The sequence below is a fragment of the Kitasatospora sp. HUAS MG31 genome (assembly GCF_040571325.1).
GTDB lineage: Bacteria > Actinomycetota > Actinomycetes > Streptomycetales > Streptomycetaceae > Kitasatospora > Kitasatospora camelliae.
Genome location: NZ_CP159872.1, coordinates 5,335,257 through 5,350,241 on the forward strand (window position 1 = coordinate 5,335,257; position 14,985 = coordinate 5,350,241).

Sequence of the window (14,985 nt, forward strand, 5' to 3'; positions counted from 1 at the left end):
GGAGATCCTCGCAGTGAGCGGTGAGTGAGCAGAGGTCAGGCGCACAATCCCCACACAGATCCTCCGCTGTCAAAGCGTTTGATCCGTCAAATGTCCTTTGTGTCCGACGAGTCACCTCTTGGCCGCGGTGTGACGTTGCCCACGCCGGGAACTTCGCGGATTTCTCTGTACGCGTCGGACACCCGCTCCGTAGGGTGCCCGTGATCTGGGCCTTGGTCTGCCCGTTTTCTCGCGCTCCTGTCCTGTGGGGGAATCAGTTGTCTCGTCGGGGTGGCTTCTTGGCGCGCCCGGGCGCCCGTAGATCGCGGATCGCCGCGGCCTGCGCGCTCGCCGTGCTGATGTCGGTGGTGACGATCCCGTCCGCGGAGGCGGTCGCCAAGGCGGCGAAACCTCCCAAGGTCTGGGTACCGCCCAACACGCCGCTGCCGGGCAGTGACCCGGTCAAGGGCGGCGACGCCAGGACCAACCCCAAGCCGGCGCCCACCGGCAAGGCGTGGACCCCGCCGGCCGACGCCGCGACCCCCTCGGGCAGCGCGACCGCCCTCGCGGGCGGCGCGCTGGCCGCCCCGGCCGCGCGGGACGCCGCCGACGCGCCCGCCGCGCAGGCCGGCACCCTGCCGGTCTGGGTGACGCGCACCCAGGAGGCCAAGCCGCGGAAGCAGTTCGCCCCGCTCGCCCCTGCCAAGGGCGGCGAGGCGAAGGTCAAGGTGGACGTCGCCGACCCGGCCAAGACCCGTTCGGCAGGCGTGAACGGCGCACTCGTCGCCCTCACCGACACCGGCGAGGGCGCCCCCGCCGGCAAGGTCAGGGTCGGCCTCGACCCCTCCTCCTGGGCCAAGGCCGCGGGCGCCAACTGGGCGGACCGCGCCCGGGTCGTCCAGCTGCCCGGCTGCGCCCTCACCACCCCGGGGGCCGCGGGCTGCACCACCCGTACCCCGGTCGCCGCGCAGCGCGACGCCGATGGCCGCCTGGTCGCCGAGGTCGAGCTCCCGGCCGCCGCCGGGGCCGCCAAGTCCCAGGCGCCGAGCGCCTTCGCCGCCCCGCAGGCGGCCGCCGGGCAGAGCGTCGCTCTCGCCGTCGAGGCCGGCCCCTCCGGCAGTAGCGGCGACTTCGCCGCCTCCCCGCTCACTCCCTCCGCCTCCTGGCAGGCGGGCGCCAACGCCGCCAACTTCACCTACGGCTACACCGTCGAGCTGCCGTCCGCACTCGGCGGCGCGGCCCCGAGCATCTCGCTCGGCTACGACTCCTCGGCGGTGGACGGCCGGACCGCCTCCACCAACGCCCAGCCCTCCTGGATCGGCGACGGCTGGGAGTGGCACCCCGGCTCCATCAGCCGCGGCTACAAGAGCTGCAAGGACGCCGGGGTGGAGAACTCCGGCGACCAGTGCTGGGGTGGCGACCTGCTCTCGCTCTCCCTCGCCGGCCACGCCGGCCAGCTCGTCCGCGACGACAACTCCTGCGTCTGGCACCTCCAGGGCGAGGACGGCACCAAGGTCGAGCGGCTGACCAACCAGAACAACGGCGCCTGGGCCGGTGAGGCCTGGCGGGTCACCACCGTCGACGGCACCCAGTTCTACTTCGGCGCGGGCCGCCTGCCCGGCGGTGACGGCACCGACCCGGCCGCCAACTCCGTCTCCACCGTGCCGGTGCACTGGCCCGGTGGCCAGGACAAGTGCCTGGGCACGGGCTCCCCGGCCACCGGCTCCTGGTCCCAGATGGGCTGGCAGTGGTCGCTCGACTACGTCGTCGACCCGCACCAGAACCTGATCACCTACCGCTACGCGCAGGAGGACAACTTCTACGAGCGTGGCGGCGGCCAGAACAACGGCAAGGGCACCCGCGCCGTCTACAACCGCGGCAGCTACCCGGTCTGGATCGGCTACGGCCAGCGCCTGCCCGACCAGGTCGCCGCCAAGGGCGCGGCCAAGCCCGCCGCCCAGGTGTGGTTCCGCACCACCGAGCGCTGCACGCCCTCCGGGGCGATCACCTGCGACCCGGCCCAGCGGACCAAGGAGAACGCCAAGTCCTGGCCGGACACCCCGGTCGACCAGAACTGCCCGGCCACCGGCGAGTGCACCGTCGTCTCGCCGACCTTCTGGACCACCAAGCGCCTGACCCGGATCGACACCGAGGTGCTCGACGGCACCCAGTACCGGACCGTCGACTCCTTCGCCCTCAACCAGTCCTTCCAGGACCCCGGTGACGGCACCTCGCCCGCGCTCTGGCTCGACTCCGTCCAGCGCACCGGCTCCAACGGCAAGCCGACCCCGGTCACCCTGCCGGCCGTCGGCTTCGCCCCGCTGCAGATCGCCAACCGCGTCGACGGCGACGTCCGCCGCCCCGACGGCACGGTCGCCTCCGCCCCGCTGTACAACCGTCCGCGCATCCAGACCATCACCACCGAGACCGGCGGCCGGATCAACGTCGTCTACAAGCCCGCCGAGTGCTCCCGCCTCAAGGGCACCATGCCGTCCTCCGAGGACGGCAACACGATGGCCTGCATGCCGGTCAAGTGGTACCTGCCGGGCCAGTCCGCGCCCGACCCGGTCAACGACTGGTTCAACAAGATCCTGGTGCAGTCGGTGACGCAGCAGGACATGGTGGCCGGCCAGGTCACCACGGTGACCGACTACGAGTACGGCGGCGGCGCCGCCTGGCACCGCAACGACTCCGAGCTCGCCGACCCCAAGACCCGCACCTGGGACCAGTTCCGCGGCTACGCCACGGTCACCACCCGGTCCGGCTCGGGCAACGCGGGCGAGGCGCCGCGCACCCAGTCCGTCTCCACCTTCCTGCGCGGCATGGACGGCGACGTCCTGGCCAATGGCTCCAAGCGATCCGTGAGCGTGCCGGACGTCCAGGGCGGCACCATCACCGACGAGAACGTCCTCTCCGGCTATATCCGGCAGACCCTGACCTATGACCGCGACGGCGGCAACGTCGTCTCCGACGTGGTCAGCGACCCGTGGCAGGGCGCCGTCACCGCGACCCGGGCCCAGTCCGGCGAGATGCCCGCGATCACCGCGCGCGCCGTCAACACCGGCAAGGTCACCACCCGCTCCAAGCTCGCCGACGGCACCTGGCGCACCGCCGAGCGCACCTCCCAGTACGACGGCACGCTCGCCAGCCGTCCCGCCGTGGTCGACGACAAGGCCGACCTCGCCCACCCCGAGCAGCGGCTCTGCACCACCTTCGAGTACGCCACCGGCCCGAACGGCGCGCTGACCCAGCTCGCCTCCCGCACGCTGGTGCTCTCCGGCGCCTGCGGCCAGAGCCCGACCGGCGTCAACACCGTGGCCGACACCCGGGCCTACTACGACGGCCTGCCGCTCGGCCAGTCCGGCGCCAAGTCCGAGCAGACCGCCACCGAGGTGCTGGAGCGGTACGACACCAACGGCCAGGCCGTCTACCGCACCACCGCCAAGGCCGCCTTCGACGACTACGGCCGGGTCACCAGCACCACCGACCCGACCCGTAAGGACGCCGGCCACGCGAACGGCGCGGTGACGAAGACCGAGTACTTCCCGGCCACCGGCTCCCTGCCCACCCAGATCACCCACACCAACCCGCTCGGCTGGCAGACCGTCACCACCCTGGACGTCGGCCGCGCCACCCCGGTCAAGGCCAAGGACGAGAACGGCCGGATCAGCGAGCAGGACCACGACGCGCTCGGCCGCCTGGTCGCCGTCTGGCAGCCCGGCAGCGACCGGTCCGCCAAGGCCCCGGCCGACCGCGTGTTCTCGTACGCGATGAACGGCACCAACGCGCCGTCCACCACGCTCAGCCAGGCCCTGATGGGCGACGGCAAGACCTACACCTCGTCCTTCACCATCTACGACGGCCTCGGCCGCATCCGCCAGACCCAGGCCTCCACCCCGTCCGGCGCGTTCGGGCGCATGATCACCGACGCGCTCTTCGACTCGCACGGCTACCAGGTCAAGACCAGCTCCGCCTACTACAACGACCAGGCCGCCCCCGCCGGCGCCCTGTTCGTCCCGGGCGGCGGCGCCACCCCGGACAACAAGATCCCCGCCCAGAGCGTCTCCGTCTTCGACGGCCTCGGCCGCGTCACCGCCTCGGTCTTCCAGTCCTACGGCATCGAGCAGTGGCGCTCCCGCACCGAGTACCCCGGCGTCGACGAGACCCGCAGCATCCCGCCGTCCGGCGGCTACGCCTCCGCCACCGTCACCGACGGCCGCGGTCAGACGGTCGCGCTGCGGCAGTACAAGACCAACCAGCCCACCGGCGCGTACGACGAGTCCACGTACGGGTACAACGCCCAGGGCAAGGAGCTCTGGCGCAAGGACGCCGCCGGCAACCAGTGGACCTTCGAGTACGACCTGCTCGGCCGCTCCGTGAAGTCCACCGACCCGGACTCCGGCACCAGCCGCACGGTCTACGACGACACCAGGAACCTCGCCACCGCCACCGACGCCCGTGGCAAGAGCGCGACCACCGTGACCGACCTGCTCGGCCGCCCGATCGCCAGCTACGAGGGCACGGCCGTCGACCCGGCGAAGCAGGTCGGGGCGTTCGTCTACGACACCAAGGCGCTGGGCAAGCCGACCTCGACCACCCGGTACGTGGGCGGCGCGGGCGGCAGTGCCTACGTTTCGGAGATCACCGGCTACGACAGCGGTTACCGGGAGCTCGGCAGCAAGGTCACCATCCCGGCCACCGCCGAGGGCAAGCTGGGCGGCGTCTACGAGACCGTCAACACGTACGACGCGTACGGCCGCCTGGCCACCACCAAGCTGCCGGCCGTGGCCGGCATGGCCGCCGAGACGCTGACCTTCGGCACCGACATCCTCGGCAACCCGTCCTCGCTGTCCAGCTCCATCGGCTTCACCAATACGACCTACGTCGCGGACCTGCGGTACGACCCGTACGGCCGCACCATCCGTACCACCGTCGGCGTCTCCGGCGCCCAGATCGTGTCCACCACGGACTACGACCTCCCGACCGGGCGGGTCGTCCGGTCGATCCTGGACAAGCAGAACGCGCCGACCGCCAGCGTCGACGTCAACGACTACACCTACAACCAGCTCGGCCAGGTCACCTCGGTCCGGGACGCCCAGGACGGCCTGGTCGCCGACCTGCAGTGCTTCTCGCACGACCACCTCGGCCGGCTGACCCAGGCCTGGACCGACACCGGCACCCAGACCACGGCTCCCCAGCCCAGCGTCCGCGGCATCGGCGGCTGCGCCAACGCCGCCGGACCGGCGGTCGACGGCACGGGCAAGCCGAGCGTCGGCGGTCCGTCCCCGTACTGGCACACCTACGAGTACGACACGATCGGCAACCGCAAGAAGCTGGTGAAGAAGGACGTCACCGGCACCGCGTCCAAGGACGTGACGGTCACCCAGGAGTTCGGCACCGGCGCGAACAAGCCGTCCGCCGACCTCAAGACCGGCAGCGGCGGCCCGCACGCCCTGCTGAAGTCCACCGAGACCGGCCCGTCGGGTACCTCGGTGACCTCGTTCGGCTACGACCCGAGCGGCAACACCAGCTCCATCACCAGCACGCCAAGCACCAAGACCCTGACCTGGAACGACCAGGGCAAGCTCGACAGGATCACCGGCACCGGCGAGAGCGCCGGCACCTCGTACCTGTACGACACCGCCGGCAACCAGCTGATCCGCCGCGACCCGGGCAAGACCACGCTCCACCTCGGCAGCGACCAGCTGACCCTGGACACCGGCACCGGTGCGGTCACCAACGTGCGCACCTACGCCGCTCCGGGCGGGCTGGCCGTCACCCGCACCACCACCAGCGGCGCCTCCACCCTGGCCTACCAGGGCTCGGACCCGCACGGCACCAACGGCGTCCAGTTCAACGCGGGCGACCTCTCCCAGACCCGCCGTCCCAGCGACCCGTTCGGCAACGAGCGCGGTACCCAGCCGGGAGCCGGTGTCTGGGCGGGCAACAAGGGCTTCGTGGGCGGCACCAAGGAGACGGCCACCGGTCTGACCCTGCTCGGCGCCCGCGAGTACGACCCCAAGACCGGCCGGTTCATCAGCCCGGACCCGATCATGGACGCGGGCGATCCGCAGCAGTGGAACGCCTACGCGTACGCCAACAACAGCCCGGTCAACAAGTCCGACGCCAACGGTCTGCGGGTCGCCTGCGACACCCCTGAGGAGTGCCGCTCCCTGCAGCGGACGCCTACCCGCAACACCGAGCCTCCGCCGACCGCGGAGGAGCAGCAGGCGCAGGACGACTACGACGCGGCCCAGAAGACCGTCGCCGAGGGCAAGCGCAAGCGCGACCACATCGTGCACGAGGTCGTCGACATGATCGGCGACCTGATCGGCTACAACGACGCCCGCGACTGCTTCACCAAGGGCGACGTGATGGCCTGCGTCAACACCGCGCTCAACGCGGTGCCCTGGGGCAAGCTCTTCAAGGCGATCAAGGTCGGCATCAAGGCCGTCAAGATCTACAAGGAGATCGACAAGGCCTACGACGTGATCCGCGCGGGTGAACGCGCCGCCGCGGACGCCTCCAGCGCGGTGGCCAAGGCCCGACGTGCCGCAGGCGAGGCCCGAGCGGCCGAAGCCAAGGCGGCCAAGGCCGCCGAGGAGAAAGCCGCCAAGGAGACGGCCGGCGACGCCGCCAGCACGGAGAACAAGGCAACGAAGGCCGAAGCCGACGCGGAGGCCGCTCCGACCAAGTGCAACAGCTTCCCGTCCGGCACCCGCGTGCTGATGGCGGACGGCAGCACCAAGGCGATCGAGGACGTCCGGGACGGCGACGTGGTCATGGCCACCGACCCGCAGACCGGTGAGACCGCCCCGAAGACCGTCACCACCACCATCACCACCCCCGACGACAAGCAGTTCACCGACCTCACCCTCGCCGACGACGCCAACCCCCGCGGCCCCCCGGCAGCCCTCACCTCCACCTACCACCACCCCTACTGGAGCGAGACCCGCCACCAGTGGGTCGACGCCGGCGGACTCCAGCCCGGCGAGCACCTCCGCCAGCCCGACGGCTCCACCCTCACCGTCACCACGGTCCGCACTTACCAGTACGCCGTCACCACCCACAACCTGACCGTCGACCAGCTCCACACGTACTACGTGCAGGCCGGCACCACTTCGGTCCTGGTCCACAACTGCCCGACCACGCGGGGAGATGCGGGTGACCGCCCCGCGGTGATCGAGGTGGACAAGGCCCAGCCCGGGTGGAACCAGGCCGAGCGGCTTCAGCTCGCCGAGCAGCGGCTCTCCGCGTTCGCCCTGTTCAGTCGCTCCTCGAAGACGGGTAAGCGCACCTATGTGGCCGCACTGAACACCCGTACCGGAGACATCGCCCTGGCCTCGTCCGGGTGTGCGTACTGCGCGGAAGGAAATGCCCTCCTGGCGCTCGGAGGCAACCCGTCGGAGGTTATCTTCACCGTGGCGGTCCAGGTCAGGCGCGGCAAGGACGGGCTCCTCACCGCCTTCCCGAAGAAGGTCTGCACGGGTTGTCAGGGCGACTACCCGGAGTCCAACTTCGTTCCTGGCATCAAGGGCGAGCCAGGGGGTGTCTGGAATCACCAGTAGGAAGGGGTCGGCAGCCATGGAGCTCTTGGAGATCGAGGTCGAGCGCCACGATTGGGCCTCCATGAGGTGCGGCTGCGGTCAGCCCGCGGAGCACCTCGCCCAGGAGTTCCGGAGGCTGGCCCTCGAAGACGGGCCGCCGATGGACGGAGGGGAACTGAGCGACCACGTGACGACGCCGGGCTCCTTGCTGTTGGAGCCCGCCCTCCCGACCGTGTCCGTGCTCCTGGCGGCACTGGCCGACGAGGTGCCGCCCCCTCATCGGTTCGGACTGCTGGAGGCCCTGCTCTTCATTCTCTCGGCTGAGGGGCAGGACCCCTCCCTGCCGCGCGAGACCGACCTCGTGGAGCAGTGCGAGGAGGCCGTGCGAGCCGGGCTCTGGCTGCTCTATCGCGAGGTGCTGTCCGGGGAGTCGGTCGGGGCGGCGAGCTACGCCTTCGAGATCCTCTCCCTCGTCGAGTCCGACCGCGAGCGGTTGGGGCGGGTCCGGGCCGCCGCAGGCGAACGGATCTCCTGGGATCTGCGGACAGCCGAGGGCTGATTCCCTCCCGCGCCGAGCCTGTCGGACCCCTGTCGCCGCCCTGTGGGACTCCTCCCGCAGGGCGGCGCCGTCGTTCGCGCGCCACCGATTCCGGTCACAGCCGTGCCGTGTCGGTCGGGGTCGGGGGTGGGCGGTACGGGTAGGACTGTGGCTGTTCGCGTTCGGTGTCTCCAGACGGAGGGCAGGGAGCAGCAGAGTGGCCGCATACCTTGACCGTGACCAGGCCGGCAGTGAGCAGGTGCCGGCGGAGGACAACCCGCCGGCGCCACCGGAGTTGGTGGCGCTGGCGCACGCGTACGGGGTGGACAGTACGTACGACCCGGGCAGCGGGCCGGTGCCGGTGGCGCCGGGGACGCTGGTGGCGGTGCTGGCCGCGCTCGGGGTGGAGGCCGGGACGCCGGAGGCGGTCGGTGCGGCGCTGGAGCGGCACCGGGCCGAGGCGGCGGCCCGGCTGCTGCCACCGACGGTGGTGGCGCGGGCGGGCCGGCGGACGGCGCTGGACGTGCCGGCCGAGGCGTCGGTGGTGGTCGAGCTGGAGCAGGGCGGCGCGTGGACGCTGCCCCGCGGGCACTCGCACTGGCTGCCCGCCGACCTCCCGCTCGGCCGGCACCGGCTGCGGGCCCGGGCCGGCGACCGGGAGGCGGCCGCGGCGCTGATCGTCGCCCCGGACCGGCTGCCGGGGCCGGATGGCCGCGGCTGGGGGTTCCTGGCGCAGCTGTACTCGGTGCTGTCGGAACGGTCCTGGGGCATGGGCGACCTGGGCGACCTGGCGGAGCTCGCCCAGTGGGCCGGCCACGAACTCGGCGCCGCCTTCCTGCAGATCAACCCGTTGCACGCGGGCCTGCCCGGGGCGCCCTCCGACCCCTCGCCGTACCGCCCGTCCTCCCGGCGGTTCGCCGACCCGGTGCACCTGCGGATCGAGGCGGTGCCCGAGTACGCCTACGCCCACGAGGAGTTGGGCGAGATCCTGCGGCGGGCGCGGTCGCTGCGCGAGGAGGTGCTGGAGCACGACGGCCTGATCGACCGGGACGCGGTGTGGGCGGTCAAGCGGCAGGCGCTGGAGGTGCTGCACACGGTGCGGCGCGGCGCGGGCCGGGAGGCGGCGTACCGCGCGTTCGTGGCGCGCGAGGGGGAGTGGCTGGAGCGGTACGCCACCTGGAACGCGCTCGCCGAGGCGCACGGCACCGGCTGGCGGCACTGGCCCAGGGGTCTGCGCCGCCCGGACAGCCCGCACGTGACCGCCGCCCGGACGGAGCTGGCCGACCGGATCGAGTTCCACCGCTGGCTGGCCTTCCTGGTGGACGAGCAGCTCGGGCAGGCCCAGCGGGCCGCGGAGCAGGCCGGCATGGCGGTCGGCCTGATCCACGACCTGGCGGTCGGGGTGCACCCGGACGGCGCGGACGCCTGGGCGCTGCAGGACGTCCTGGCCGAGGGCATCTCGGTCGGCGCGCCGCCGGACGCCTTCAACGCGCACGGCCAGGACTGGGGCCTGCCGCCCTGGCGGCCGGACGCCCTCGCCGAGGCCGGCTACGCGCCGTACGCGGAGCTGCTGCGCGCCGCCGCCCGGCACGCGGGGGCGCTGCGGATCGACCATGTGATGGGCCTGTTCCGGCTCTGGTGGGTGCCGGCGGGCAACCCGCCGACCGAGGGCGCGTACGTCCGCTACGACGCCGAGGCGATGCTCGGCGTCCTGGCGCTGGAGGCGCACCGGGCGGGCGCGTACGTGATCGGCGAGGACCTGGGGACGGTGGAGCCCGGGGTCCGGGAGGAGCTGGCGGACCGGGGGGTGCTGGGCACCTCGGTGCTCTGGTTCGAGCGGGACTGGCGGGCCAAGGGCGAGATCCTGCCGCCGGAGCGCTGGCGGTCCGGCTGCCTGGCCACCCTCACCACGCACGACCTGCCGAGCACGGCGGCCCGGCTGTCCGGCGAGCACGTGGAGCTGCGGCACCGGCTGGGGCTGCTGGCCCGCCCGCTCGGCGAGGAGCAGGCCCAGGCGGCGGCCGAGCTGGCCGAGTGGCGCACCGAGCTGACCCGGCTCGGCCTGGTCCCGGAGGGCGGCGAGCCCACGCCGGAGGCCCTGTACGCCTTCCTGCTCGCCACCCCGGCGCAGCTGGTCGGGGTCTGGCTGCCGGACGCGGTGGGCGACCCGCGTCCGCAGAACCTGCCGGGCACCTGGGACCAGTACCCGAACTGGCGGCTGCCGGTCGCCGACGCCGAGGGGATGCCGGTCACGCTGGAGCGGCTGGCGGCGTCCCCGGCGACGACCCGGCTGGTCGCGGCGCTGGACGAGCACTCCGGAAGGCCCACCCCGGCGCGCGGGGCCGGATGAGCGGCCGGTACCGTGGCAGCGTGGACAAGAGGAACGCTTTGCGCGCTGGTGCGGTCTCCGCAGCGGCCACGCTGATGATGATGATGTCGTCGCCCGCCATGGCGCTGGTCCGGGACGACGGCGACGACCCGGGCGCCCCCCTGAGCACGGGCGCGGTCATCGGCCTGTTCGTGGTGCTGCCGATCGCCTCCTTCCTGCTGATCGCCGGCCTGGTCATGCTGCCGGGCTGGATGAAGGGCAAGGACAAGGGCGCCGCCAAGTAAGCGGCCCGCCGCCGAGCGCCGCCGGGGATCCCCCCGCGCGGCGCTCAGCCGTTTCCGGGGGCCGTGCGCCGCACCAGGCCGCCCCCGAACCCGCCCGAACATCCGTCAGCCGCCCGAAAACAGACGTCAGCCGCCCGGAGCGCAGGAGCCTCCGGGCGGCTGTCGTGCGGTCAGGCGCGGTGCCGGGTCAGTGCCCCAGCGCCCGGGCGCCCGCCGCGTGGTCCGCGGCCTGCGCCTTCAGCGCCCGCTCCACACCGGCGCGGGCCTCGACCACCTGCCGGTGCAGGGCCGGGGCCGGGTCGGCGGTGGCCAGCCAGGCGTCGGTGGCGTCCAGGGTGGCCTGCTCGACCTGGTAGGCCGGGTACATGCCGACGATGATCTGCTGGGAGATCTCGTGGCTGCGGGTCTCGTAGATGCCCTTGATCGCGGCGAAGTACTTCGCCGTGTAGGGCGCCAGCAGCTCCCGCTGGTCGGCCTGCTGGAAGCCGGCGATGACGGCCTCCTGGACGTAGTTGGTGAGCTCGTCGGACTCCACCACCGAGGCCCAGGCCTCGGCCTTGGCCGCGGCGGTCGGCCGGGCGGCGCGGCAGGTGGCGGCGTGCTCCTGGCCGGCGGCGGTGTTGTCGCGGGCCAGCTCGGCGTCGATGGCCTTCTCGTCCGCGCGGCCGGTGGCGACCAGGCGGGTGAGCAGGGTCCAGCGCAGCTCGGTGTCGACCGCGAGGCCCTCCAGGGCGGCGGTGCCGTCGAGCAGGCCGGCCAGCAGGTCGAGCTGGCCGTCGGTCCGGGCGGCGGCGGCCAGCGTCCGGGCCCAGGCGAGCTGGTGGTCGCTGCCGGGGGCGGCGGCGCGCAGCCGCTGCTCGGCGGCCTCCGCCCAGGTGGCCAGGCCCTGCGGACGCCACGCCGGGTCGGCGTAGAGCTCCAGGGCCAGCTTGACCTGGCGGTGCACCGACTGGACGACGCCGATGTCGCTCTCCCGCTGCAGGCCGGAGAGGGCCAGCGCGAGGTAGTCGCGGGTGGCGAGCTCGCCGTCGCGGGCCATGTCCCAGGCCGAGGCCCAGCACAGCGCGCGGGGGAGCGAGTCGGCGAAGTCGCCGAGGTGCTCGGTGACCACGGCCAGCGAGTCCTCGTCCAGGCGGACCTTGGCGTAGGTCAGGTCGTCGTCGTTGAGCAGCAGGACGGCCGGGCGGTGGCGGCCGACCAGCTCGGGCACCTCGGTGCGCGGGCCGTCCACGTCCAGCTCGATCCGGTCGGTGCGCACCAGGGCGCCGTCGACCAGCTCGTAGAGGCCGATCGCGATCCGGTGCGGGCGCAGCACGGCCTCGCCGCGGGCGCCGGCGGGCAGCGCGGGGGCCTCCTGCAGGACGGCGAAGGACTCGATCTCGCCGTCGGTGTTGATCCGCAGCTCGGGGCGGAGCAGGTTGATGCCGGCGGTCTCCAGCCAGGCCTTCGACCAGGTCTTCAGGTCGCGGCCGCTGGCCTCCTCCAGGGCGCCGAGCAGGTCGGACAGCCGGGTGTTGCCCCAGGCGTGGCGCTTGAAGTACGCCTGCACGCCCTGGAAGAAGGCGTCCTGGCCGACGTACGCCACCAGCTGCTTGAGCACCGAGGCGCCCTTGGCGTAGGTGATGCCGTCGAAGTTGACCTGGACGTCCTCCAGGTCGCGGATGTCGGCCATGATCGGGTGGGTGGAGGGCAGCTGGTCCTGCCGGTACGCCCAGGTCTTCATCTGGTTGGCGAAGGTGGTCCAGGAGTGCGGCCACTTCGAGTTCGGCGCCTCGGCCTGGCAGACCACCTCGGCGAAGGTCGCGAAGGACTCGTTCAGCCAGAGGTCGTCCCACCACTCCATGGTGACCAGGTCGCCGAACCACATGTGGGCCAGCTCGTGCAGGATCGTCGCGGCGCGCATCTCGTACGAGGCGTCGGTCACCTTGGACCGGAACACGTACTGGTCGCGCAGGGTCACCGCGCCCGCGTTCTCCATCGCGCCGGCGTTGAACTCCGGGACGAAGAGCTGGTCGTACTTGGCGAACGGGTAGGCGAAGTCGAACTTCTCCTGGAAGTAGTCGAAGCCCTGCTTGGTGACCTCGAAGATCGCCTCGGCGTCCAGGAACTCGCGCAGCGACGGGCGGCAGTACACGCCCAGCGGGACGGTGCGGCCGGCGCCGCGGTACTCGTCGAAGACGCCCACGTACGGGCCGGCGACCAGCGCGGTGACGTAGGTGGACATCCGCGGGGTGGGCTCGAAGGCCCAGACCCGGGTGTCGCCCTCGCCGGACGGGGTGGGGGTGGGGGAGTTGGAGACCACGACCCAGCCCTCGGGGGCGGTCACGGTGAACCGGAACGCCGCCTTGAGGTCGGGCTGCTCGAAGGAGGCGAAGACGCGGCGGGCGTCCGGCACCTCGAACTGGGTGTAGAGGTAGGTCTCGCCGTCCACCGGGTCGACGAAGCGGTGCAGGCCCTCACCGGTGTTGGTGTAGGCGCAGTCGGCGACCACCCGCAGCTCGTTCTCCGCCTTCAGGTTCGGAAGGGGGATGCGGCTGTCGGCGAAGCCGGCCGGGTCCAGGACCTCGCCGTTCAGGACGACCTCCGCGACGCGCGGCGCGACCAGGTCGATGAAAGTGGAAGCGCCCGGCGTGGTGGCGGAGAATCGGACCACGGTGGTGGACCGGAACGTACCGCCCTCGCGGGCCGAGCTCAGGTCGAGCTCGATGTCGTACGCGTCCACGTGCAGGAGCTCGGCCCGGGTGCGGGCCTCCTCACGGGTCAAGTTGGTGCCAGGCACTCGCAGGACTCCTTCGTCAGGCTCGGATGGGGGCATCCTCCCACGTCCCCCCCGGTGTCGAGCTGGGAATTCCCGTCAGAGCGGAGGTTTCGCAACGATCTCCGTTCCGTCTTGACTCCCCCGCCCGGGCCTGGCCGAGCATAGAGTTCAGAAGTTGAAGCTGAACGCTGGACGAGCCGCGAGGACGCGGCACCCTGGAGGGTGAATCATGTCGATGGACACACCGGGATCGCAGTCCTCGCTGCACCGGGCGAACCTCGAACGGGTGCTGCGCGCCGTGCGGATGGCCGGCTCGCTGACCCAGGCCGAGATCGCACGCGGCACCGGGCTGTCGGCGGCCACGGTGTCCAACATCGTCCGGGAGCTGAAGGAGAGCGGCACCGTCGTGGTGGCCGACACCTCCTCCGGCGGCCGCCGGGCCCGCAGCGTCTCGCTCAGCGGGGACGCCGGCATCGTGGTCGGCGTCGACTTCGGCCACACCCACCTGCGGGTCGCGGTGGGCAACCTGGCGCACCGGGTGCTCGCCGAGGAGAGCGAGCCGATCGACGTGGACGTCTCCGCGCAGCAGGGCTTCGACCGCGCCGAGGCGATGGTCGGCCGGCTGCTCGAACAGGCCGGTTTCAAGTCGGACAAGGTGATCGGCGTGGGCCTCGGCGTGCCGGGCCCGATCGACGTGGAGACCGGCGCGCTCGGCTCCACCGCGATCCTCCCCGGCTGGACCGGCGTGCGGCCGGGCCAGGAGCTCTCCCAGCGCCTGGGCATGCAGGTGTACGTGGACAACGACGCCAACCTGGGCGCGCTCGGCGAGCTGGTCTGGGGCGCCGGACGCGGGCTCGGCGACCTGGCGTACATCAAGGTGGCCAGCGGTGTCGGCTCCGGACTGGTCATCAACGGCCAGATCTACCGCGGTCCGGGCGGTACCGCGGGGGAGATCGGGCACATCACCCTGGACGAGGCCGGCCCGGTCTGCCGGTGCGGCAACAGAGGCTGCCTGGAGACCTTCGTGGGCTCCCGCTACCTGCTCAACCTCTTGAACGCCAACCACCCGGGTGAGCTGACCCTCACCGGCATGGTCCAGCTGGCCCAGCAGGGTGACCTGGGTTGCCGCCGGGTGATCGCCGACGCCGGGCGGCAGATCGGGATGGGCGTCGCCACGCTCTGCAACCTGCTCAACCCCCGCCGGATCATCCTGGGCGGCGACCTTGCCGAGGCCGGTGAGCTGGTGCTTTCCCCGATCCGGGACTCGGTCTCGCGGTACGCCATCCCGAGCGCGGCCCGGCAGCTCTCGGTGGTTCCGGGCACGCTCGGTGGCCGTGCGGAGGTGCTCGGCGCCCTGGCCCTGGTGATGAGCGAAATGGGCGAATCGGGCGCAATCCGGCAGCCGGCGGCGGCCAACGCCTGAGCGTCGGCTGGGTGAAGCCGGGGCGGTGCCGGGGTGAACCCGGGTGGTTCCTGGCCGATCGATCTCGGCTTCGCCTTCAGGAAGATAACGAAAGGGTTCGGATCGCCGGTCTCCCGGTTTTACTTAT

Annotated in this window: 6 protein-coding genes; 5 read left to right on the top strand and 1 reads right to left on the bottom strand. The window is 72.4% G+C overall.

Annotated elements, in window-relative coordinates; genetic code table 11:
* Nucleotides 1-278 precede the first annotated feature (278 nt).
* The 4 genes from ABWK59_RS23950 (at nucleotide 279) to ABWK59_RS23965 (ending at nucleotide 10,677) form a co-directional block, all read left to right on the top strand.
* Entirely contained in the window at nucleotides 279-7,547 is a 7,269-nt protein-coding gene (locus ABWK59_RS23950) for a polymorphic toxin-type HINT domain-containing protein (RefSeq protein ID WP_354642660.1), read from the top strand.
* A 16-nt stretch (nucleotides 7,548-7,563) separates the two neighbouring features.
* Entirely contained in the window at nucleotides 7,564-8,085 is a 522-nt protein-coding gene (locus ABWK59_RS23955; RefSeq protein ID WP_354642661.1) for a hypothetical protein, read from the top strand.
* Nucleotides 8,086-8,281: 196 nt separating this feature from the next.
* The gene (gene malQ / locus ABWK59_RS23960) at nucleotides 8,282-10,414 is read left to right on the top strand and encodes a 4-alpha-glucanotransferase (protein ID WP_420492843.1); all 2,133 of its coding nucleotides are present in this window, start codon (nucleotides 8,282-8,284) and stop codon (nucleotides 10,412-10,414) included.
* A gap of 20 nt (nucleotides 10,415-10,434) precedes the next feature.
* Nucleotides 10,435-10,677, top strand: coding sequence for a hypothetical protein (locus ABWK59_RS23965; RefSeq protein ID WP_354642662.1), 243 nt, complete (start codon nucleotides 10,435-10,437; stop codon nucleotides 10,675-10,677).
* Between the two features lie 187 nt (nucleotides 10,678-10,864).
* Here ABWK59_RS23965 and pepN read toward each other — a convergent pair whose 3' ends face one another.
* Nucleotides 10,865-13,456 carry an aminopeptidase N gene (pepN, locus tag ABWK59_RS23970; RefSeq protein WP_354642663.1) on the bottom strand — a complete coding sequence of 864 codons (2,592 nt, stop codon included), beginning with the start codon at nucleotides 13,454-13,456 and terminating at the stop codon, nucleotides 10,865-10,867.
* 214 nt (nucleotides 13,457-13,670) lie between these two features.
* On the opposite strand from pepN, the gene ABWK59_RS23975 reads away from it, so the two are divergent.
* On the top strand, nucleotides 13,671-14,858 hold the full coding sequence (locus ABWK59_RS23975; RefSeq protein ID WP_354642664.1) for an ROK family transcriptional regulator: 1,188 nt from the start codon (nucleotides 13,671-13,673) through the stop codon (nucleotides 14,856-14,858).
* The last annotated feature ends 127 nt before the right edge of the window (nucleotides 14,859-14,985 follow it).